This window comes from Mesorhizobium sp. WSM4815 (assembly GCF_055811575.1).
This window is the reverse complement of the sequence record NZ_JBVVQS010000097.1, coordinates 138903-159550: the sequence shown is the minus strand read 5'-3', so window position 1 is coordinate 159550 and position 20648 is coordinate 138903. Positions and strand designations below refer to the sequence as shown.

Annotated in this window: 21 protein-coding genes; 16 read left to right on the top strand and 5 right to left on the bottom strand. The window is 62.7% G+C overall.

From position 1 onward, the window contains the following. Positions 1-86: 86 nt before the first annotated feature. On the bottom strand, positions 87-1373 hold the full coding sequence (locus AC0L2B_RS20420) for a dihydroorotase (protein ID WP_473746609.1): 1287 nt from the start codon (positions 1371-1373) through the stop codon (positions 87-89). Next, positions 1370-2335 (bottom strand): aspartate carbamoyltransferase catalytic subunit, encoded by a 966-nt coding sequence (locus AC0L2B_RS20415; RefSeq protein ID WP_128168134.1) that lies wholly within the window; start codon positions 2333-2335, stop codon positions 1370-1372. The genes AC0L2B_RS20420 and AC0L2B_RS20415 overlap by 4 nt, the downstream gene beginning before the upstream one ends. Before the next feature lie 158 nt (positions 2336-2493). On the opposite strand from AC0L2B_RS20415, the gene AC0L2B_RS20410 reads away from it, so the two are divergent. The 3 genes from AC0L2B_RS20410 to AC0L2B_RS20400 all read left to right on the top strand — a co-directional run bounded on the left by AC0L2B_RS20410 (position 2494) and on the right by AC0L2B_RS20400 (position 5438). Next, complete coding sequence (locus tag AC0L2B_RS20410) at positions 2494-4122, top strand: DNA alkylation response protein (protein WP_473746608.1); 1629 nt, start codon at positions 2494-2496, stop codon at positions 4120-4122. A 153-nt stretch (positions 4123-4275) separates the two neighbouring features. Then, positions 4276-4695, top strand: coding sequence for a UPF0158 family protein (locus tag AC0L2B_RS20405; protein WP_473746607.1), 420 nt, complete (start codon positions 4276-4278; stop codon positions 4693-4695). A 431-nt stretch (positions 4696-5126) separates the two neighbouring features. Continuing rightward, the gene (locus tag AC0L2B_RS20400) at positions 5127-5438 is read left to right on the top strand and encodes a DUF6105 family protein (protein WP_128168136.1); all 312 of its coding nucleotides are present in this window, start codon (positions 5127-5129) and stop codon (positions 5436-5438) included. Here the strand turns inward: AC0L2B_RS20400 and ruvX are convergent. Beyond that, positions 5405-5890, bottom strand: coding sequence for a Holliday junction resolvase RuvX (gene ruvX, locus AC0L2B_RS20395; RefSeq protein WP_236391830.1), 486 nt, complete (start codon positions 5888-5890; stop codon positions 5405-5407). The two genes, AC0L2B_RS20400 and ruvX, sit on opposite strands and share 34 nt — an antisense overlap. 100 nt (positions 5891-5990) lie before the next feature. On the opposite strand from ruvX, the gene AC0L2B_RS20390 reads away from it, so the two are divergent. From AC0L2B_RS20390 to AC0L2B_RS20375, 4 genes are all read left to right on the top strand, one after another. Further along, positions 5991-6698, top strand: a complete 708-nt coding sequence (locus AC0L2B_RS20390) for a metal-dependent hydrolase (RefSeq protein ID WP_473746606.1) — start codon at positions 5991-5993, stop codon at positions 6696-6698. A gap of 151 nt (positions 6699-6849) precedes the next feature. Then, the gene (gene gatC / locus AC0L2B_RS20385) at positions 6850-7137 is read left to right on the top strand and encodes an Asp-tRNA(Asn)/Glu-tRNA(Gln) amidotransferase subunit GatC (protein ID WP_473746605.1); all 288 of its coding nucleotides are present in this window, start codon (positions 6850-6852) and stop codon (positions 7135-7137) included. Positions 7138-7144: 7 nt separating this feature from the next. Continuing rightward, positions 7145-7603, top strand: a complete 459-nt coding sequence (locus AC0L2B_RS20380) for a GNAT family N-acetyltransferase (RefSeq protein ID WP_023801201.1) — start codon at positions 7145-7147, stop codon at positions 7601-7603. Continuing rightward, positions 7603-9168, top strand: coding sequence for an amidase (locus AC0L2B_RS20375; protein ID WP_473746604.1), 1566 nt, complete (start codon positions 7603-7605; stop codon positions 9166-9168). The genes AC0L2B_RS20380 and AC0L2B_RS20375 overlap by 1 nt, the downstream gene beginning before the upstream one ends. 35 nt (positions 9169-9203) lie before the next feature. Here the strand turns inward: AC0L2B_RS20375 and AC0L2B_RS20370 are convergent, their stop codons facing one another. After that, on the bottom strand, positions 9204-9959 hold the full coding sequence (locus tag AC0L2B_RS20370; RefSeq protein ID WP_473746603.1) for a DUF599 domain-containing protein: 756 nt from the start codon (positions 9957-9959) through the stop codon (positions 9204-9206). Between the two features lie 161 nt (positions 9960-10120). On the opposite strand from AC0L2B_RS20370, the gene AC0L2B_RS20365 reads away from it, so the two are divergent. The 4 genes from AC0L2B_RS20365 to AC0L2B_RS20350 all read left to right on the top strand — a co-directional run bounded on the left by AC0L2B_RS20365 (position 10121) and on the right by AC0L2B_RS20350 (position 13611). Next, on the top strand, positions 10121-11524 hold the full coding sequence (locus AC0L2B_RS20365) for an L-serine ammonia-lyase (protein ID WP_287283966.1): 1404 nt from the start codon (positions 10121-10123) through the stop codon (positions 11522-11524). 122 nt (positions 11525-11646) lie between these two features. Then, positions 11647-12084 (top strand): DUF1489 family protein, encoded by a 438-nt coding sequence (locus AC0L2B_RS20360; RefSeq protein WP_473746602.1) that lies wholly within the window; start codon positions 11647-11649, stop codon positions 12082-12084. A 97-nt stretch (positions 12085-12181) separates the two neighbouring features. Further along, the gene (locus AC0L2B_RS20355) at positions 12182-12913 is read left to right on the top strand and encodes a vWA domain-containing protein (RefSeq protein ID WP_473746601.1); all 732 of its coding nucleotides are present in this window, start codon (positions 12182-12184) and stop codon (positions 12911-12913) included. Continuing rightward, entirely contained in the window at positions 12910-13611 is a 702-nt protein-coding gene (locus AC0L2B_RS20350; RefSeq protein WP_198032858.1) for a DnaJ domain-containing protein, read from the top strand. The genes AC0L2B_RS20355 and AC0L2B_RS20350 overlap by 4 nt, the downstream gene beginning before the upstream one ends. A gap of 44 nt (positions 13612-13655) precedes the next feature. On the opposite strand, the gene AC0L2B_RS20345 is transcribed toward AC0L2B_RS20350, so the two are convergent. Beyond that, on the bottom strand, positions 13656-15086 hold the full coding sequence (locus tag AC0L2B_RS20345) for a D-alanyl-D-alanine carboxypeptidase (protein ID WP_473520464.1): 1431 nt from the start codon (positions 15084-15086) through the stop codon (positions 13656-13658). A gap of 340 nt (positions 15087-15426) precedes the next feature. Here AC0L2B_RS20345 and AC0L2B_RS20340 point away from each other — a divergent pair, with 340 nt between their 5' ends. The 5 genes from AC0L2B_RS20340 (at position 15427) to clpS (ending at position 20647) form a co-directional block, all read left to right on the top strand. Continuing rightward, positions 15427-15756, top strand: coding sequence for a phasin family protein (locus AC0L2B_RS20340; RefSeq protein ID WP_023801209.1), 330 nt, complete (start codon positions 15427-15429; stop codon positions 15754-15756). Between the two features lie 157 nt (positions 15757-15913). Next, positions 15914-16978 carry an ABC transporter ATP-binding protein gene (locus AC0L2B_RS20335; RefSeq protein WP_473746600.1) on the top strand — a complete coding sequence of 355 codons (1065 nt, stop codon included), beginning with the start codon at positions 15914-15916 and terminating at the stop codon, positions 16976-16978. A 115-nt stretch (positions 16979-17093) separates the two neighbouring features. Next, positions 17094-18119 (top strand): extracellular solute-binding protein, encoded by a 1026-nt coding sequence (locus AC0L2B_RS20330; protein ID WP_473508474.1) that lies wholly within the window; start codon positions 17094-17096, stop codon positions 18117-18119. Positions 18120-18253: 134 nt separating this feature from the next. Further along, positions 18254-19858, top strand: a complete 1605-nt coding sequence (locus AC0L2B_RS20325; RefSeq protein WP_473746599.1) for an ABC transporter permease — start codon at positions 18254-18256, stop codon at positions 19856-19858. A gap of 462 nt (positions 19859-20320) precedes the next feature. Then, positions 20321-20647 carry an ATP-dependent Clp protease adapter ClpS gene (clpS, locus tag AC0L2B_RS20320; protein WP_023801212.1) on the top strand — a complete coding sequence of 109 codons (327 nt, stop codon included), beginning with the start codon at positions 20321-20323 and terminating at the stop codon, positions 20645-20647. Position 20648: the final 1 nt, after the last annotated feature.

The following is a 20648-nucleotide window of genomic DNA, read 5'->3' as shown; positions in this document are numbered from 1 at the left end:
CTTTAGGTTGTTCTTATGCATGTCGTAATCGCAAAACCGCTGCGCACCCGGGTCAGGTCCGAGGGCATGCTTTTGCGCGACATGCATTAGGCTGAAAACACTGTGCGGCCCGCCACCATCGTTTGCAAGACCTTGCCCTGCAGCCGCGCGCCTTCGAAACAGGTGTTTTTCGAGCGCGAACGGATGCCGCTTTCGCTGACGATCCATGGCTCGTCGAGATCGACCAGCGCAAGGTCGGCGACCGCACCCGGCTTCAGCGTGCCGCCGGGCAGGCCGAACAGTCTTGCCGGCGCAGTGGACAACGTCTCAACCAACCTGAGCAGCGTCATATCGCCATTGTGGTGGAGCCGCAGCGCCGCGCCGAGCAGCGTTTCCAGTCCGATGGCACCGGCCGCGGCGTCGGCGAAAGGCAGCCGCTTGGTGTCGACGTCCTGCGGGTCGTGCGAGGATACGATGATGTCGATGGTGCCGTCCTTGACCGCCTCGATCATCGCCAGCCGGTCCTCCTCGGCGCGCAGCGGCGGCGTCAGCCGGAAGAAGGTGCGGTATTCGCCGACATCGTTCTCGTTGAGCGACAGATTGTGGATCGAGACGCCTGCTGTGACTTTGGCGCCGTCGGCCTTGGCCCTCGTTACCGCGTTTGCCGCCATCGCAGTCGAAATCTTGGCCGCGTGATAGGCGCCGCCAGTCAGCCGCGCCAGCGCAAGGTCGCGCTCCAGCGGAATGGACTCGGCCTCGCGCGGAATGCCGGCAAGGCCGAGCCAGCTGGCATAGAGGCCTTCGTTCATGACACCTGACGAAGCGAGGTCGGCGTCCTGGGTTTCATGCGCGATCACGCCGCCGAAATCGCGCGCATAGGTCAGCGCGCGGCGCATCACCAGCGCGCTTGCTATGGTGTGCCGCCCGTCGGTGAAGGCGATCGCGCCGGCCTCGCGCAGCAGGCCGAATTCGGTCATCTCGCGGCCTTCGAGCCCCTTGGTGATCGCCGCCGCCGGAAAGATGTTGACGACGGCCGTGTCCTTGGCGGTGCGCAGCACGAATTCGACCAGCGCGACATTGTCGATCACCGGGTCGGTATCGGGCATCATGACGATGGAAGTGACGCCGCCGACGGCCGCCGCTACGCTGGCCGAGGCGATGGTTTCGCGGTGTTCACCGCCCGGTTCGCCGATGAAGACGCGCGCATCGATCAGGCCGGGAATGATTGCCTTGCCGGCACAGTCGATAACGGTAGCATCTTGCGGGGCGCCCTGGTTCAAGGCCGCCTTGCTGGCAGCGACGATCTTGCGGCCCTCGACAATGACAGTGCCGACCTCGTCAATGCCGCGCGACGGATCAACGATGCGGGCCCGGCTGAAGACCGTTGTGCTCATGCGCCGCGGCCCTCATAATTGCGGCGGGGATCGAGCAGCGCTTCCATCACCGCCATGCGCACGGCAACACCCATCTCCACCTGTTCCTGGATGACGCTCTGCGGACCGTCGGCGATTTCCGAAGCGATCTCAACGCCGCGGTTCATCGGGCCGGGATGCATGACCAGGGCGCCGTCCTTGGCCGCCTTCAGCTTCTCGGCGTCGAGGCCGAAATAGTGGAAATACTCACGCACCGAAGGCACGAAGGCGCCTTCCATGCGCTCGCGCTGCAGCCGCAGCATCATCACCACATCCGCGTCCTTGAGCCCTTCGGCCATCGAACGGGTGACGATCACGCCCATTTTCTCGATGCCGGCTGGCAAAAGCGTCGACGGCGCCACGACGCGCACCTGCGCGCCGAGCGCATTGAGCAGCATGATGTTGGAACGCGCCACGCGCGAATGCAAGATGTCGCCGCAGATCGCCACGATCAGCTTCGACAGCGGGCCCCTGGCGCGGCGGATGGTCAGCGCGTCGAGCAGCGCCTGCGTCGGGTGCTCATGGGCGCCGTCGCCGGCATTGATCACCGAGCAGCCGACCTTTTGCGCGAGCAGCGCGGCGGCACCCGCCGACTGGTGGCGGATGATCAGGATGTCGGGATGCATGGCGTTCAGCGTCATCGCCGTGTCGATCAGCGTCTCGCCCTTCTTCACCGAAGAACTGGCCACCGACATGTTCATGACGTCGGCGCCGAGCCGTTTTCCGGCCAGTTCGAACGACGATTGGGTACGGGTCGAAGCTTCGTAGAACAGATTGATCTGGGTGCGGCCACGCAGCGTCGAGGCCTTCTTCTCCGACTGCCGCGAGATCGCGACCGACCGGTCCGCCCTGTCCAGCAAAAGCTCGATGTCGGCGGGGGAAAGATCGCGGATGCCCAGAAGATGGCGGTGAGGGTAGAGTGGCAGGGACGAAGCGTCGGTCATCTCAAGGCGCTGCTATAGGGTGGAGGACCTTTGGCTGCAAGCACCAGCTTTGGATTGCGGCCTTTCTCCCCGGTATTTTCGTCGCGCGCGTTGCGCGGCTTGGGCTATATCTAGCTGATGGCTTCGGATTCGTGGCCTTGTGATGATAAGGACAGTGTGTGACCGACGACGTGACGAACCAGCCGCCGCCGCTGGCAGGCGGCAACGCCTGGCGAGGCGATCCGTTGCTGATCCAGCTTGCCGAGCGTTTTTCCGATCCGGTGCGCAAGGATATCGATGGGCTTGGCCGTTTCGTGCTGACGCAGGAGGCGCAGGAACTGGCTCGCCTCGCCAATGTCGAGACGCCGAAGCTCAGGACCCACGACCGCCAGGGCCGGCGCATCGATCTGGTCGAGTTCCATCCAGCCTATCATGCGCTGATGCGCCGGTCGGTGGCGAACGGGCTGCATTCGTCGGTCTGGGAAAATGGCGATGCCGAGATCGGCCGCCGCCATCAGGTGCGCGCCGCCCGTTTCTACCTGACCGCCCAACTCGAAACCGGGCATCTCTGTCCCATCACCATGACCAGCGCATCGCTGGCAGCGCTGATGGCAAGCCCAAAACTGTTTCGCGAATGGGCGCCGCGGGTGACGACACGCAAATACGACCAGAGCCAGAAGCCGCCGGTCGAAAAAGCCGGGCTGACGCTCGGCATGGGCATGACCGAGAAGCAGGGCGGCACCGACGTCCGCGCCAACGTCACCAGGGCCGAGCGCGCCGGCAGCAGCTTCTATCGGCTGACCGGCCACAAATGGTTCATGTCGGCGCCGATGTCGGATGCGTTCCTGGTGCTTGGACAGGCGCCGGAAGGACTTTCGTGCTTTCTCGTTCCGCGCATTCTCGGCGATGGCTCGGGCAACGGCTTTCGCTTCCAGCGGCTGAAGGACAAGCTTGGCAACCGCTCCAACGCCTCGTCCGAAGTCGAGTTCGTCAATGCCATCGGCGAGATGGTCGGCGAGCCCGGGGCAGGCGTCAAGACGATCATGGATATGGTGACGCTGACCCGGCTCGACTGCGCGATCGCCTCGTCGGCGATCATGCGAGCCGGGCTGGCCGAAGCCGTCCACCACACCCGTCACCGCCAGGTGTTTGGAACCAATCTGATCGAGCAGCCGCTGATGCAGCGCGTGCTGGCCGACATGGCGCTCGACGTCGCCGCCGCCACCGCGCTGTCATTTCGACTGGCGCGCTCTTTCGACGAGGCGGCCGGCGATCGCGGCGAGGCGGCTTTTGCGCGCGCCATGACGCCGGTCGTCAAATACTGGGTCTGCAAGATCGCACCGCCGATGCTCTATGAGGCGATGGAGTGCCTCGGCGGCAATGGCTATGTCGAGGAGGCGCCGCTCGCCCGCTACTATCGCGAAGCTCCGGTCAACGCGATCTGGGAGGGATCCGGCAACGTCATGGCGCTCGACGTGCTGCGCGTGCTGGGGCGTGCACCCGGCCTGTTCGAAGAGGTGCTGGCCGGCATCGATCGCGATCTCGGCGCCGGCGGGCGCGGCACCGTCGGTGTGCTCAAGGCAGCAATGCAGGTCGCGGCAACCGATGAGGGCTCGGCTCGTCTGCTCACCGAGCAACTGGCGCTGTCGGCGGCGGCGGCGGAGCTTCGCAGGCTGGGGGCAGGGCGGATCGCCGACGCCTTCGTCGAGACGCGCCTCGCCGGCCAGTGGCGCAACACCTATGGCATGCTCGATTCACGCCATGACGCGCGCATGATCATCGACACGCTGTACCCACCGGTCACCTGAGGCGACTTCGGCAAGGTTTCTCGTCGTCTGTCGCGCCGCTAGATGATTGCGAGCGCGGCGCAAATAATCTGAGACTGTGGGAACTCCCACGTTCGCGCCCGATTAGATAGGGTTGTATACGGCGACGACAGGCTCATGCGCGGCGAGATGGGAATGACAGTCAATTTCAGTGAGCTTCTGGAGGCGTTCGAATTCGTGAATTCCGGCGGAGCCGGCGAAAATGAGGCCTATCTGTGCATGGAGACAGGCAAGATCTACTGGCATTCGGAATGGGTGGACGATGTCGAAGAACTGCCTGACGACCTCGAGGACAGCGAAAGATACATCGCCATCCCGGACAAGCGCGAACTCGATCTCGGCAAACCGGTGGTGCTGTCCTTCGCGCGCCACCACCTGCCCGACGATTACGATAAGGTTCGGGAGATCTTCAGCCGAGCGGGCGCCTATGCCCGATTCAAGGATCTTTTGGAGCACAGGGGCGCCGTTGATCGATGGTACGAGTTCGAGCAAAAAGCCACGGAAGAAGCGTTGAAGACCTGGTGCGCGGATAACGACATCAAGGTCAGCAGCTGAAGCTGAGGGAGAAGGTAAGAAGGGATCCAGCGCGATGCTGATGAGGGCAAGCGCGGTTCTCCCTTCTCCCCTTCTTGTGGGAGAAGGTGGCCGCGAAGCGGCCGGATGAGGGGTGTTCCAGGGAACGCCCACGCCTCATTTCGGCGCTGCGCGCCGATCCACCTTCTCCCACAAGGGGGAGAAGGTAAGAACGAATCCAGCGCCGCTGTCGATGACCGTTAACCTTAACAAATGGTTTCCATTGCAGCGGCAGGCCGCAAAGCCCACTGTCCTGTCTACGGAAGCAGGAACGCTATGCGGCATATTTTGAGGTCCTTGATGGCGAAGGCGGCGGCGCACAACGCGGCGCTCTCGCGCATTTCAGGCAGCCTGGACACGAACCTGGGGCTGGACACGAACTTGAGGCTGGACACGAACTTGAGGGACCGCTGATGCGCACATTGTTCGCGCTATGGGCGACGCCGCTCGCCCTGTTCTGGGGCTGGTTCTTCCTGTCGCTCAACGACATCAATTTCGGCTATGTCATGCTGAGCCGCCAATTGCATGACCTCGTCTTCCAGCTCTATGGCGAGATGCTTGGCATCGATCCGGCGCTCATTCCCGGCATGGTGGCGAAGGCCTGCATCCTCGACAGCCTGCTGCTGATGGCGTTTTGGGCATTTCGCCGCCGCCGGGTGATCGGTGGCTGGATCAGGATTATGCGCGACCGCTATTTCGACCAGGCCTCGACGCCGAGTGTCTGAAGCCGGTCGAGCGCGCCCTGCAGAATAAAGGCCGCCGCGGCCGAATCGATCTTGCCGGCGCGTTTGCGGCGCGAAAAATCCATCTCGATCAGCGTCCGCTCGGCCGCCACCGTCGACAGCCGCTCGTCCCACAAGACGAAGGGCAGATCGGTCACACCAGCCATGTTACGGGCGAAGGCGCGGGATTTCTGGGCGCGCGGGCCTTCCGACCCGTCCATGTTGACCGGCAGGCCGAGCACCACGGCCCCGACATTCTCTTTCTCCAGCAAGGCGAGCAGCACTGCGGCATCCAGCGAGAATTTCCTGCGCATGATGACGGGACGCGGGTGGGCGAAGGCAAAGCCCCGGTCGGAAACCGCCACGCCAATCGTCTTGTCGCCAAGGTCGAGCCCGGCCAGCGTCTTGCCGCCGCCGAGCCGCGCCGGCAACTCCTCGATGGTGATGATGCTCAACGGCTCTCCTCGGACTACACGCCGCAAAGGACGCTGTGGGACTTTAATTTCACTGCCGGCGTTCTATCCTTTGGCGAAGCAAAAATCGAGGAAGGCATTCATGAAACTGACCTGGTACGGACATTCCGCATTTCGCATCGAAACCGCCGACGCGAAAATCCTCATCGATCCCTACCTGATCGGCAATCCGTCATGGACGGGCGGCTGGGAAGAGCCGGCGGAAGGGGTCACGCATGTTCTGTTGACCCACGGCCACAGCGACCACATCAGCGGTGCGCTTGAAGTGCTCGGGAAAAGCGGCGCCATGCTGGTCGCCAATTTCGAGGTCTGCATGTACCTGGTCGGCAAGGGTGTCAGCGACAAGAAGATCAATCCGGGCAATATCGGCGGCACTGTCGATTGCGGCGGCTTCACCACTACCTTCGTCCAGGCGCTGCATTCCTCGTCGTTCCCGGGCGACAAGGGCCAGAACACCTATCTCGGCAACCCCGGCGGGCTGGTGCTGCATTTTCAGGAAGACAAGACGCTCTATCATATGGGCGACACCGACATCTTTTCCGACATGGCGCTGATCAACGAATTGCACGAGCCGAAGATCGGCATCGTGCCGATCGGCGACCGCTTCACCATGGGCGGCGCGGTGGCAGCCCTTGCCTGCCGGCGCTTCTTTCAGTTCGAGACGGTCATTCCCAGTCACTTCGGCACGTTTCCGATCATCGACCAGACCGCCGACAAGTTTGTCGCGGGGTTGGAGGGTTCCGGCGTGAAGGTGGCGTTGCCGGAGATCGGCGGGACGATCACCTTGTAGTGCATGCACCTTGTAGAAGCATGCACCTTGTAGAGCAGCGACGGCGTTGCGCTGCCATCGACCTCCGGGCCGGTTCTCGGCACGATGCATGTTGCGCGGCACGCGCCGCGCCGCTATAGCGCGGACTGGTTTTCCCGAGGCACAAGCAAATATGTCCGTTGATCTGCAGACAGTAAAGCGCGTCGCGCGTCTCGCCCGCATTGCGGTGAGCGAGGCGGATGCCGAGCGCATGACCGGCGAGTTGAACGCCATTCTCGGCTTCGTCGAGCAGTTGAGCGAGGTCGACGTCTCCGGCGTCGAGCCGATGACGTCGGTCATTCCGATGGAGATGAAGAAGCGCCCGGATGCCGTCACCGACGGCAGCAAGGCGGCCGACATCGTCGCCAACGCACCGGCCACCGAAGAGAATTTCTTTCTCGTTCCGAAGGTCGTGGAGTAGCGCGCCGATGGCAATCGAGATCGCCATCGAAACGCCGCTGCAGGACGACGTGCGCGGGCTGGTCAAGGAGCTCAACGACACGCTGCTGGAACTGACGCCGCCGGAGCACTGCTCCCACATGACCGTCGAGCAGATGGCCGACAACGACACGACTGTCTTCATCGCTCGCGACAACGGCCTCGCCATCGGCTGCGGCGCGCTGAAACGCCACGACGGCGCCGTCGGCGAGGTCAAGCGCATGTACACGCGGCCTTCGCATCGCGGGCAGAAGATCGGCGCCGGGATCGTCGAGCGAATCGAGGCGCTGGCGCGCAATGAAGGACTGAAGCGTCTGGTGCTGGAAACCGGCGACCGCCATCCGGCTGCGTGGACCGTCTATGAACGCGCCGGATTTTCGCGCTGCGGCCCGGTGCTGGATTATCCCGATTCCGGGTGGTCGGTGTTTTACGAAAAGAGCCTTGCCTGATGAGCGACCTGACCCACCTGACGATTTCGCAGGCCCGCGCCAAGCTGCGCGCCAGGGAAATCACCGCAACCGAGATCACCGAAGCCTATCTGCAGGCGATCGAGCGGGCCAATCCGGCGCTCAATGCCTATATCGTCGTAACCGATGACAAGGCGCGCGACATGGCCAGGGCCTCGGACGCGAAGCTTGCGAAGGGCGAGGGCGGGTCGCTCGAAGGCATTCCGCTCGGCATCAAGGACCTGTTCGGCACCGAAGGCATCCACACCCAGGCCTGCAGCCATGTGCTGGACGGCTTCAAGCCGCACTACGAATCGACCGTCACCGCCAATCTGTGGGCCGACGGCGCCGTCATGCTCGGCAAGCTCAACATGGACGAGTTCGCCATGGGCTCGTCCAATGAGAGCTCCTACTACGGCCCTGTCGTCAATCCGTGGCGGCGTTCGCGCGTCGACACGATGGTGATGCCGACCACGCATCAGGGCGATGGCGGCTTTGTTTCGGCTGGCGGCACCAGAACCGCGCGCACGCTGGATAACGCCCAACTCGTGCCGGGCGGCTCGTCGGGTGGCTCGGCCTCCGCCGTTTCGGCGTTCCTGTGTGCCGGCGCCACCGCCACCGACACCGGCGGCTCGATCCGCCAGCCCGCCGCCTTCACCGGCACGGTCGGCATGAAGCCGACCTACGGCCGCTGCTCGCGCTGGGGCATCGTCGCCTTCGCTTCGTCGCTCGACCAGGCCGGTCCGATCGCCCGCGACGTGCGTGACGCTGCGATTCTCTTGAAATCCATGGCCTCGGTCGATCCGAAGGACACCACCTCGGTCGACCGCCCGGTGCCGGACTACGAGGCGGCGATCGGCAAGCCGATCAAGGGCATGAAGGTCGGCATCCCCAGGGAATACCGCGTCGACGGCATGCCCGACGAGATCGAGGCGCTGTGGCAGAAGGGCATTGCCTGGCTGAAAGATGCCGGCGCCGAGATCGTCGACATTTCGCTTCCGCATACCAAATATGCGCTGCCGGCCTATTACATCGTCGCGCCCGCCGAAGCCTCGTCGAACCTAGCCCGCTATGACGGCGTCCGCTACGGGTTGCGCGTGCCGGGCAAGGATATCGTCGACATGTACGAGAAGACCCGCGCCGCCGGCTTCGGCCGCGAGGTCAAGCGCCGCATCATGATCGGCACCTATGTGCTCTCCGCCGGCTACTACGACGCCTACTATCTGCAGGCGCAGAAGGTGCGCAACCTCATCAAGCGGGATTTCGAAAACGCATTCACTGCCGGCGTCGACGTCATCCTGACGCCGGCGACGCCGTCGGCGGCCTTCGGCATCGCCGACGAGGACATGGCCGCCGACCCGGTCAAGATGTACCTCAACGACATCTTCACGGTGACCGTGAACATGGCCGGACTGCCGGGCATCGCCGTGCCCGCAGGGCTCGACGCCAAGGGCCTGCCGCTCGGCCTGCAGCTCATCGGCCGGCCGTTCGACGAGGAAACCTTGTTCCAGACCGCCCATGTCATCGAACAGGCTGCGGGTACGTTCCAGCCGGAAAAGTGGTGGTAGTGTCGTCTCCCACCTGAAGGGGTGAGGGGCGTCGCCTACCGGCTGTCGGGCCGCATCGATCGGCTTTTTCCCGGACCGGGTGTCGGCTCGGGCGGCTGACCGATCACGGCTTGCCGCGCCGCCGAGAAGAACTGGCGACGCACCAGAACCGCCAGCAACAGCAGCGTCGACAGCACGAATACTTTTGGGTCGACGAACCAGCCGAGATAGCCGATCGAGAAGAACACGCCGCGCATGCCGGAATTGAAATGTTTTCCGGCCAGCATGTTCATGCGCGCCGCCCGCCATACCGCCGTCTCGCTGACCGGGTTGCGTGAAGCCTCGCCGTGCGGGATCGGCACCGCACCGATCAGAATCGAGCAATAGTTGAACAGCCGGTAGGCCCAGCCGAACTTGAAAAAGGAATAGGCAAGGATCAGCACCAATCCGAACACCTTCATCTGAAAGGCGGAGCGGGACGCCGTCGCGCCGAGCGGCAGGTCGCTCAGCACCGAAACAACCTGATCGGAGGCGCCGAGCAGGGCAAAACAGCCGCCGATCGCAATCAGCGAACTGGAGGCGAAGAAGGCGGTTCCCTGTTGAAGGCCGGCCATGATGGCGGTGTCGACAATGCGGACCTCGCGTTCGGCCATGTTCCGCATCCAGGCTTGACGCTGGACGTTCATCGCCGTCGTCAGCGACATGCGCCTGACCAGCTTTCCGTCGGAGGCGAGCGTATGCAGCACCCACACGAAAACGAAGAAGGCAAGCGCAACGAGGTCTGCCGTCGACAAATGGAAGGAATCGCCCATGCAACCCTCTTACCACAAGCGGTGGCGGCGCTTCGATGGCGGAACGCAACGATGTCGCTGCCGGAGCAAACAAGGTCGGCAGGTGCAGCGCCGCAATCTTCGAAAGAGCGGAAACATCACAGGAATTCCTATATGTAAATTCCAATAGGAGAGAGCGGCGCGTGTTCCTTTCGGTTTTCGACCTGTTCAAGATCGGCATTGGACCATCGAGTTCGCACACGATGGGACCGATGACGGCTGCGCGGCGCTTTCTCGACGAGGTCGCGGGAGATGACTGGCCACGCCCGGCCGGCGCCAAGGTCGACCGCATCGCCGCCAGTCTGCACGGCTCGCTTGCCTATACCGGCATCGGCCATGGTTCAGATCGCGCCGTCGTGCTCGGGCTTGCCGGCCAGACGCCGCAGACGGTAGACCCCGATCAGGCGGACAGCATTGTCGACCGTATCGCCGCCGAGAAGCGGATTTCGCCGCCCGGCCATCCGTCCTATCGCTTCGACCCGGCCACGGATCTGGTGCTGGATCGCAAGACGCCGCTTTCCGGCCACGCCAACGGCATGGCTTTCTCTGCCTATGATGCCGACGACCGCCTGCTGCTCAAGCGTATCTACTATTCGATCGGCGGCGGCTTCGTGGTTTCCGAAGAAGAGCTGCAGCGGATGAAGGCGAAGGGCTCGGTGACGAGCGAGGGCAAGAAGGTTCCATACCCCTTCAAGAACGCTGTCGAGATGCTGTCGATGGCCGCGAAAAGCGGTCTTTCCATCGCCGACATGAAGCGCGTCAACGAAGAGACGCAGATGTCGCGTGAAGAGCTCGACGCCGGCCTCGACGGCATCTGGAGCGCCATGAAGAGCTGCATCGAGCGCGGTCTGTCGCAGGACGGTATCATGCCGGGCGGCCTGAAGGTGCGCCGACGCGCGCGACAATTGCATGACAAGCTGCAGGAGCAGTGGCGGCAGAACCGGCCCAATCCGCTGCTCGCCAACGACTGGCTGTCGATCTATGCCATGGCGGTGAACGAGGAGAACGCCGCCGGCGGGCGCGTCGTCACCGCGCCTACCAATGGTGCTGCAGGCACGCTGCCGGCGGTGCTGCGCTACTGGCTGCATTTCCACCCCGAGGCCGACCAGCCAAGCATCCGCGATTTCCTGCTGACCGCAGCAGCGGTCGGCGGCATCATCAAGACCAACGCTTCGATCTCGGGCGCCGAGGTCGGCTGCCAGGGCGAGGTCGGTTCGGCCTCGGCGATGGCGGCAGCGGGGCTGTGCGCCGTGATGGGCGGCACGCCCGAGCAGGTCGAGAACGCCGCCGAGATCGCGCTCGAGCATCATCTCGGCATGACCTGCGATCCGGTCGGCGGGCTGGTGCAGGTGCCTTGCATCGAGCGCAACGCGCTCGGCGCCGTCAAGGCGGTGACTGCCGCGTCGCTGGCCATCAAGGGCGACGGCGTTCATTTCGTGCCGCTCGATGCCGCGATCGAGACCATGCGCCAGACCGGCCTCGACATGAACGAGAAATACAAGGAAACCAGCCTCGGCGGACTGGCCGTCAATATCGTGGAATGCTGAGCCAAGCCTTGCACCGTGGATTGGCGCCGTGGAGAACAGCGGCACTGTGGAGAAAGTCGGCACTGTGGAGAAAGTCGATTGGGCCAGTTGACGCCTTCGCGCGCCGGACTAAACCTTGATCCATGGCCCTCAATCTCATAAAGCTCTGCGTTGGCTGCGACAGCGTCGAAGATCTCGAAGAGTGGATCGCGTTCCGCCTCGACGAACGGCGGCGCGCCGGTGAACCGGTCGAGCACTACCACACCACCCGCATGACGCCGACGCGCATCGCCGAGGTCACCGATGGCGGTTCCCTCTACTGGGTAATCAAGGGCAACGTGCAGTGCCGCCAGTTGATCACCGAAATCCGTCCTTTCACCGATGACGAGGGTATCGGCCGCTGTCACCTGATCCTCGATCCCGCGGTCGTGCCGACTGAATGGCAGCCGCGCCGCGCCTTTCAAGGCTGGCGCTATTTGAAACCGTCGGACGCACCGGCCGATCTCTCCAAGGGCAAAGCGGGATTGGTCGAAATGCCGCCAAAACTCAGGCGCGAGCTTGCCGATCTCGGCCTTCTCTAGGAAGGCCCCAATATTCAAAGCTGCGGTGATCGCCGGCCCTCCAGATAGCCTCATGCTGGGCTTGCAAGCTGTGCGACAACGCCACATCTTGAATGTCATGAGCGACAAGAAGCAGCCCGTGCCCGCAAAGGCCAATCCTGCGCCGGTCGAATCCCAATCGAGCAGCGGCGAGATCGACGCGTTTATCCGTCAGGCAAGGACGCTGGCTGCGTCCGCGACCGGTACTGGCAGGCTGATCCTTTCCCTCGACGCGACCATGAGCCGCCAGCCGACTTGGGATCTCGCCTGTGCGCTGCAGGGCGAGATGTTCGACGCCGTCGGCAAGGCCGGGGCGCTCAAGGTCCAACTGGTCTATTTTCGCGGTTTTGGCGAGTGCCGCTCATCCGCATTCGTCACCGATACGAACGCGCTGAAGCAGCTGATGACGCGGATCGAATGCCGCAGCGGCCACACCCAGATCGGCAAGGTGCTCGCCCATGCGCTGAAACAGACGGCGGCGGCCAAGGTCAACGCGCTGGTCTATATCGGCGACGCGATGGAGGAAAATATCGACGATCTGGCGGAAAAGGCCGGCAGCCTCGGCCTGCACGGCGTTCCTGTCTTCGTCTTTCAGGAGGGCCATGATGCCGGCGCGGAAAAGGCGTTCAAGGAAATTGCGCGGCTGTCCAAAGGCGCCTGGTTCCGATTTGACCGGCGGGCCGCCGCAACCTTGGCCAACCTGCTATCGGCGGTTGCGGTGTTTGCGACGGGCGGGCTGAAGGCTCTGGAGGCCAGAGGCAGGCCGGAAGACCGGCTGATGATCGAGCATCTGCGGAGCGGCAGGAAATGATGGGCGCGACTATCGCATTCGTGGCGTTGCTTTTGGTGCTGCTCGGCGTGGCCATGGTGTTTCTGCGCTCCGACCCCGCGAAACTCGCAAGCTGGATGAGGACGCTTGGGCCTGTCCTGCTGGCGCTGATCGGCGTCGCCGCGCTTCTGGTTGGACGCGCAGGCATCGGCGGCTTGATCCTGTCGACGGCGCTTGCCTGGTATGGCTCGATGCGGATGAAGCGGCCGACGGCGAAACTGGAGCCGGGCAAGTATTCGACGGTGCGCACCGCGGCCCTCGAAATGGAGCTTGATCACGATACCGGCAATCTGGAGGGGCTCGTGCTCGCCGGCCGCCATGAAGGCAAGATGCTAGGCACGATGAGCCTTGCGGAATTGCAGCAGCTTTATCGCGAACTCCCCGGCGACCCGGAGAGCCGCCAGCTGCTAGAGACGTATCTTGACGGCAGATTTCCCATCTGGCGCAAAGACGCGGAGGCGAATGGTGGCGACGGGCTGGGTGTTTCGCCAGGTTCGGGCGCCATGACTAAGGAGGAGGCCTACAAGATCCTTGGTCTTGAAGCGGGGGCCGCCGCGGCGGATGTCCGCAAGGCGCACCGCCGCCTGATGCAGCGCCTGCACCCCGATCTCGGCGGCACTTCGTTTCTGGCGGCGCGGATCAACGAAGCCAAGGACGTCTTGCTCTCCAATCACAACTAGTCTCCTTCGACGCAGAATTCTTCCGGGAGATGTTTCGACGCCGCCTACTGGTGGACGGCGTAGCACTCGATTTTCTTTTTCTTCAGGGCGTTGCAGGCTTTCGAGGCGGCAGTCTTCGAGCCAAAGCCGAACCGGGCGCGGTAGTAGGTGACGCCGCCCTTCTCGAAGGCGACGGTGAAGCCCACAGCATCGGCCAGGACCGAAGGCGCCTGTTTGCTCGTCTCGTCCAGGAGAGCCTGGGCTTCGGACTGTTTTGGCGAAGAGGCGACCTGGACTGCCCAGCCGGACGGCACCGATGCCGTGTTGACGGGATCGACCTTTGCCGGTTCGCCATAGGCTGCTGCGACCCGTGCGGTCGCCACATCGTCCGCCGTGGCCGCGGCCATTGTCTCGAGCTTTTTGGTCCGAGAGACGGGCGTGGTCTCAACGACGGGGGTGGCTTCTTCAACGACGGGCTCGGCCTCCTCGACCAGGGAGGCAATGGCATCGCCGTCCGGGGCCTCGTTGTACGCCGCATCGTCTTCCGGCCTGCTGTCCGGCGTCGGCGCGTCGCGCTTGGGCAGGAATACTTTCGCCAGAGCGGTGATCGGGTTGCCGCCGCCAGCCTTGGCGATCAGCATGCCGCTGCCGCGCGACGACGCCTTCGGCAGGTAGGCTTTGATCAATGCGGCCATCTGGTTGTCGCGGCTGCCGCCGGATTTCCCGCCTATGACCACCGCGACGATGCGGCGATCGCCGTCGTCGACCGAGGAGACGAGATTGTAGCCGGAGGCGCGGGTGTAGCCAGTCTTAATGCCGTCGACGCCCTTGATGCGTCCAAGCAGCCGGTTGTGGCCGTTGATGCGCCTGCGGCCGTAGAGAAAGGAACGCTGCGAGAAATAGCTGTAATACTGGGGAAAATGCTCCCGCAGCGCGATGCCGAGCACCGCCATGTCGCGCGCGGTGGTGAACTGACCGGGATTTGGCAAGCCGTGGGCGTTGCGGAAAACGGTCCCCTTCATGCCCAGTGCCCGCGCCTTGGCAGTCATCATGTGGGCGAAATTGGCTTCATTGCCGCCGAGAAGTTCGCCGATTGCGGTTGCCGAGTCGTTTGCCGACTTGGTCACCATCGACAGGATCGCGGTCTCGACGGTGATCGCGCCGCCCCGTTTGACGCCGAGTTTGGTCGGCGGTTCGGCAGCAGCATTGGCCGAGAAGACGACGCGGGAGTTCTTGCCGATCTTGCCGTTCGCCATGGCCTCGAAGGCCAGGTAAAGCGTCATCATCTTGGTGAGCGAGGCGGGATAGCGTCGGCCATCGGCGTTCGAAGAGTAAAGCACCTTGCCGGTCTTGGCGTCGATGACGATGGCCGCCGACCTCGCCGCCATGGACGAAGCAGCTCCGGCAACGACGAATGTCATCGCCAAAGCGAGGATCATGATCGTTTTCAAGGAGGACGCGGATTTGGAGAGAATGCCCGACAACGCCTGACGCACCGATGGTTTCCTTTGAATTTTTGTTGCGGTGGAGGCGGCAAAGGGGTCCTGCCTCACTTCAAGCCAAGCTATCGCGGCCAGCGTTACCAATCCGTTTATGGTAACCGCAGCGTTCACCATTTTCTTCGAGCTTGAGCTTTTCTTTATTCGAATCTTAGCCATTTCCCGACGGTTGCGCCGATCTGCTGGCCGGATGGCCGGGGCCGCACCCGGTGAAACCCGCACTCGGTAAAAAACTTGACTTTTGTGCAGTGCACAATATATTATTTGCATTGCACAACGCGGCCCCGGGAAAAGGCCGCGTCCACCGCTCAAGGACAACTGGCAAGGGATTGCGTGAATGACCCAGACCTATGAAGATTTCAGCAAATACGGCAAGGAGTTTGCGGATAGCGGCTTGAAGAGCTTCGCATCCCTTTCCAAGGGCGCGCAGGCCATCGCCACCGAGGCGGGCGAGTACACCAAGAAAAGCTTCGAGGCGGGCAGCGCAGCAGCCGAGAAACTTTTGTCGGCCAAGTCGCTGGAGAAGGCGATCGAGATCCAGTCCGATTTTGCCAGGCAGTCGTACGAAGCCTTCGTCACCGAAGCCACCAAGATTGGTGACCTCTATGCCGAACTCGCCAAGGAAGCCTACAAGCCGTTCGAATCGATCGTCGCAAAGGCGAAATAATCTCGCTACAAGATGTGAACACGGCCCTTGGGCCAGCAAGACGGACCCGGTCGCGAACGTGCGGCCGGGTTTTTTTCATGGCAATTAAGTTTCCAGCCGATCGACGCTGATCTAAACAGCAATGAGCCAGCTTGTCGGTTTAGCTTAAGGGCGAATGATGCATGGGTCGATAAATGATGCCGGCGCTCCGCTAACGCTGGAACACATCAGCCGAAGCTTCGGCGACACCCGGGCGCTGGATGACGTTTCGCTTTCGATTGCGCCTGGAGAGATCGTCTGCCTGGTCGGCCAGTCCGGTTGCGGCAAATCCTCGCTTTTGCGGATCATTGCAGGCGTCGATACGGCCGACAGCGGAAGAATTCTGCTCAATGGCATTGAGATCGCGGGCGCGAACAGCTTTGTCGAGCCCGAAGACCGCAACATCGGATTCATGTTCCAGGATTATGCCCTGTTCCCGCACCTGACCGTCGAGGAGAACGTGGCCTTCGGCCTCAAGCGGCTGTCGCGGCGCGAGGCGAGCGCCCGTGCGGCCGAGGTAATCGCCCGAATCGGCATCCAGGCGCTTTCCGGCCGTTACCCACACACGCTTTCAGGTGGCGAGCAGCAGCGAGTCGCACTGGCGCGGGCGCTTGCCCCAAAACCCGTCATTCTGCTGATGGACGAGCCTTTCTCCAACCTTGATCGTGGCCTGCGGGAGCGGGTGCGCGAGGAGACCATTTCGACGTTGAGAGCCTTGGGGACGACGGCGATCCTCGTCACGCACGACCCGGAGGAGGCCCTTTCCGTCGGTGACCGGGTTGTGCTGATGCAGGAGGGGCGGGTTGTGCAGGTCGGGACGGGCTACGATATCTATGATCATCCCAACTCACTCTACGCCGCCGAATTCTTGTGCCCGTGCAACAGGGTAGAGGGCATCTACCGCGATGGCCGGGTCGAAACGGTGCTGGGCAGCTTTCCAGCCCGGCTCGATCTTCCGGAAGGCGGCAAGGCGTTTGCCTGCATCCGCCCGCAGGCCGTCTCCCTTTCAGGTCCCGAGGAAGGTCTGCCGGCGCTTGTCGTCAACCGCTCTTTTCTGGGTGAGATCGAACAATTGCTGGTCAGGATCGAGGGCGTTGCTGACCTCTTGCGCTTGCGCACCACCAGCCGGATCGATGTAAAGCCGGGTGAGCCGATCCACCTGACCGTAGATCCAGGCGGCGTCCTGATATTCGCTGCGGCATAAGTCGCAAGCGCTTTGGTCGCAAAGTAACTTGACTAAATTAGTCACATATGATCGAGCAATTCCTGGGCTGTCAACCAATGCCGGCCGCACCAATCAATTAATGGAGGACCGCTTCATGAAGAGCCTTTCCACATTGCGACTCGCCCTGGTGGGCGGCGTCTTCGCCCTCGCTGGCGGGGCCAGCGCTATGGCGGCCGAACTGAACATCTACACCACGCGTGAGCCTGGGCTGATCCAGCCGCTGCTTGACGCCTTCACCGCCTCGAGCGGCGTCAAGGTCAATACAGTCTTCATGAAAGATGGTCTGGCGGAGCGTGTGGCCTCGGAAGGGGAAAGCTCACCTGCCGATATTCTCATGACGGTCGATGTCGGCAACCTCGCTGACCTGGCCGAAAAAGGCCTGACGCAGCCGGTCGTATCAGATGTTCTGAAAGCCGCGGTCCCGGAGAACCTGCGTGACCCGGCCAACAACTGGTTTGCTCTGTCGATGCGGGCCCGCGTACTCTACGCGGCCAAGGATCTCGATCTTGCCGCGTTCAACTACGAGGACCTGTCCGATCCAAAATGGAAGGGCAAGGTCTGCATCCGGTCCGGCCAGCATCCCTACAACACCGCTCTTTTCGCCGATTACATCGCACATAACGGCGCCGAGGCGACGGAAGCATGGCTTGCCGCCGTCAAGGGGAATCTCGCCCGCAAGGCGGGCGGCGGCGACCGCGATGTAGCCAAGGACATCCTCGGCGGCATTTGCCAGATAGGCATCGCCAATTCCTACTACGTCGGACTGATGCGCTCCGGCAAGGGCGGTGAGGAGCAGGTCGCCTGGGGCGACGCGATCAAGGTCGTCCTGCCAACGTTCAAGGATGGCGGCACGCAGGTCAACGTCAGCGGCGCGGCAGTCGCAAAGCATGCGCCGAACAAGGGTGAGGCGGTCAAGCTGCTGGAATATCTGGTCTCCGACGACGCCCAGACACTCTATGCCAAGGCAAATTTCGAATACCCGGTCAAGGCCGGCGCTCCGATCGACCCGATCATCGCCTCGTTCGGCGCGTTGAAAGTCGATCCAGTGCCGATGACGGAAATCGTCAAGCATCGCAAGCAGGCAAGCGAACTGGCCGAGAAGGTCGGCTTCGACAACTGATGGGCGATCCGGGCGTGGGCAGTGCTGCGCCCGGTGATCTCCCGATGTCGGATGTCGACCTGCCTAAAGCCTCCACTATGCCTAAAGCCCCCATTGTGAAGGTCGCCCGGTACAGGTCCGGGCGACTGTGGTTCATGGCGACCGTGCTTATCGCTGTGCTGGTGGCGATCCCGGTTCTCGCCCTTGTCTGGCAGGCGCTGCGGGGATCGAGCGGGCTCTGGCCGCATCTTTTCGCCTATGTGCTGCCGCAGGCCTTCCAGCAGACCACGACGCTGCTCGTCGGCGTCGGTGTCCTCGTCACGCTTCTTGGCACCTCGACGGCCTGGCTTGTCACCGCCTATGATTTTCCCGGCCGCAGGTTTCTCGAATGGGCGCTGCTCCTCCCGCTCGCGGTGCCGACCTACATAATCGCCTACGTCTATCTCGATCTTCTCCATCCGATCGGCTTGGTCCAGAGTGCGCTCAGAGTGGCACTTGGCTTCACCAGCCCACACGAATTCCGCCTTCCCGACATCCGGTCGATGGCCGGCTGCATCGTGCTGCTCGGCTTCGTGCTCTACCCCTATGTGTACCTGACGACGCGGGCGATGTTTCTCACCCAGGCGGCCAATCTGGTCGAGGTGTCGCGCACGCTTGGAAGTGGCAAAGGCGGCGTCTTCTGGCGCGTTGCGCTGCCGCTGGCACGTCCGGCGATCGCCGTCGGCGTCAGCCTCGCGCTGATGGAGGCGCTGAACGACATCGGTGCCTCGGAGTTCCTGGGCGTGAAGACACTGACGGTCTCGGTCTACACGACATGGGTGACGCGGTCCGACCTGCCGGGCGCGGCGCAGATTGCGCTCGCCATGCTGTCATTGGTGGTCGCGCTCGTCACTATCGAGCGTTGGGCGCGCCGTCGTCAGCGTTATTGGTCGAGCGCACAAAAGGCGCGGAATTTCACACCGCATCGTCTCGGCACCGTTTCCGGTCTGCTGGTTTTTGCGCTCGGCCTTTTGCCGGTGTTCATCGGGTTCATCGCCCCGGCGAGCTATCTTGCCGTCGAGGCGTGGAAGCGCGTCCGTTTCGCAGGGCTGTCGCCCCGGCTCTTGTCGGAAACGCTCAACACCGTCACCTTGTCGGCCATGGCTACGCTCGCAATCCTGCTCTTCGGCGTGGTCATCGCCTATACGGCGCGCTCGGTTCCCGGCCGTGTCACGGCGGCTTTGCAGCGGATTTCCACGGTCGGCTATGCGATGCCCGGCACCGTGGTGGCCATCGGAATATTGTTGCCCGTCGCGGCCCTCGATCAGATGATCGACCGAACCGCGCTCGCATGGCTGGGCGCGCCAACCGGCCTGCTGCTGATCGGGTCCGGAGCAGCGCTCGGCTACGCCTATGTCGCACGCTTCCTGGCGATTGCGGTCGGATCGGTCGAGGCGGGCTTCAGCCGCATTCCGCGCTCGTTCGATCACGCCGCGCGCAGCCTCGGCCGGAATGTGACTGGCACATTCCGGCATATTCATCTGCCGCTTTCGAAACCGTCGCTCGTCGCTGCGGGCTTGCTCGTGTTTGTCGATTGCATGAAGGAGTTGCCGGCGACGCTTCTGTTGAGGCCGCTTAATTTCGAGACCCTGGCGACGCATCTCTACGGCGAGGCGGCGCGGGGGACCTACGAGGAAGCATCGATCGCGGCACTTGCCATAGTTCTCGTCGGCATCTTGCCTGTCGCTGTTCTCGCTCATGTTGGACGATGGAAATCCTGAGTGTGCCCGGCCTAAACAGTCTCGCTGGCACCTAAAGCGCGCTCTGAAGGGATCATGCGACTCCAGGTTCGTTATTCAGATGCATGTTGTTTCGTTAGCTGACGCATCTACGATAAATCGTAAGTGCTCCACGCCTATCGGATCGTGCCGCCAAAGCGACGGGTCGGAAAACCGCTCAACCTATCGACCGAAGCAGTGGGCAGCATGACAGAGTTCAGGCTTCGTTTTCCCTTGCCGTTGACTAGCGTACTTTCGATGCGATGCCCTCAATTTGAAATCAGGGGCTCTGCTGCCTTCACGATTTCGAAAAATCGGTCAAGTTTGGCCACCTAGCCATATTGTCAGCTAAACAGAAGGGCTTAAAATCGTTCATCGAAGACCTACATGTCGAACTCATATGGGGATTCGAAAAGGCAGGGTTACGTGACGACAGGTTTGACTGCCACAACAGATGTGGTGCGGATGCAAAACGGCAGCGACGGCAACGAGACCGGTCGCGGCACGGCCGTCATCACGCGCACCAAAACCAAGACCAAGAAGCCTAGCCTTTATCGGGTCCTCATTCTCAACGACGACTACACACCCATGGAATTCGTGGTTCACGTGCTGGAGCGCTTTTTCCAGAAGGACCGTGAAGCCGCCACACGCATCATGCTTCATGTTCACAATCATGGAGTGGGCGAGTGCGGGGTCTATACATTCGAGGTGGCCGAGACCAAAGTGTCTCAGGTCATGGATTTCGCCCGACAGAATCAGCATCCGCTGCAATGCGTGATGGAGAAGAAGTGAG

Excerpts from the sequence above, each read along its gene's own strand:
- AC0L2B_RS20360 (WP_473746602.1), top strand. The coding sequence starts at position 11,647 with ATGGCCCTCAATCTCATAAAGCTCTGCGTTGGCTGCGACAGCGTCGAA.
- gatC (WP_473746605.1), top strand. The coding sequence starts at position 6,850 with ATGTCCGTTGATCTGCAGACAGTAAAGCGCGTCGCGCGTCTCGCCCGC.
- AC0L2B_RS20350 (WP_198032858.1), top strand. The coding sequence starts at position 12,910 with ATGATGGGCGCGACTATCGCATTCGTGGCGTTGCTTTTGGTGCTGCTC.
- AC0L2B_RS20340 (WP_023801209.1), top strand. The coding sequence starts at position 15,427 with ATGACCCAGACCTATGAAGATTTCAGCAAATACGGCAAGGAGTTTGCG.
- clpS (WP_023801212.1), top strand. The coding sequence starts at position 20,321 with ATGCAAAACGGCAGCGACGGCAACGAGACCGGTCGCGGCACGGCCGTC.
- AC0L2B_RS20405 (WP_473746607.1), top strand. The coding sequence starts at position 4,276 with ATGACAGTCAATTTCAGTGAGCTTCTGGAGGCGTTCGAATTCGTGAAT.
- AC0L2B_RS20390 (WP_473746606.1), top strand. The coding sequence starts at position 5,991 with ATGAAACTGACCTGGTACGGACATTCCGCATTTCGCATCGAAACCGCC.
- AC0L2B_RS20400 (WP_128168136.1), top strand. The coding sequence starts at position 5,127 with ATGCGCACATTGTTCGCGCTATGGGCGACGCCGCTCGCCCTGTTCTGG.
- AC0L2B_RS20330 (WP_473508474.1), top strand. The coding sequence starts at position 17,094 with ATGAAGAGCCTTTCCACATTGCGACTCGCCCTGGTGGGCGGCGTCTTC.
- AC0L2B_RS20325 (WP_473746599.1), top strand. The coding sequence starts at position 18,254 with ATGGCGACCGTGCTTATCGCTGTGCTGGTGGCGATCCCGGTTCTCGCC.
- AC0L2B_RS20420 (WP_473746609.1), bottom strand. The coding sequence starts at position 1,373 with ATGAGCACAACGGTCTTCAGCCGGGCCCGCATCGTTGATCCGTCGCGC.
- AC0L2B_RS20335 (WP_473746600.1), top strand. The coding sequence starts at position 15,914 with ATGCATGGGTCGATAAATGATGCCGGCGCTCCGCTAACGCTGGAACAC.
- AC0L2B_RS20380 (WP_023801201.1), top strand. The coding sequence starts at position 7,145 with ATGGCAATCGAGATCGCCATCGAAACGCCGCTGCAGGACGACGTGCGC.
- AC0L2B_RS20415 (WP_128168134.1), bottom strand. The coding sequence starts at position 2,335 with ATGACCGACGCTTCGTCCCTGCCACTCTACCCTCACCGCCATCTTCTG.
- AC0L2B_RS20375 (WP_473746604.1), top strand. The coding sequence starts at position 7,603 with ATGAGCGACCTGACCCACCTGACGATTTCGCAGGCCCGCGCCAAGCTG.
- AC0L2B_RS20370 (WP_473746603.1), bottom strand. The coding sequence starts at position 9,959 with ATGGGCGATTCCTTCCATTTGTCGACGGCAGACCTCGTTGCGCTTGCC.
- AC0L2B_RS20355 (WP_473746601.1), top strand. The coding sequence starts at position 12,182 with ATGAGCGACAAGAAGCAGCCCGTGCCCGCAAAGGCCAATCCTGCGCCG.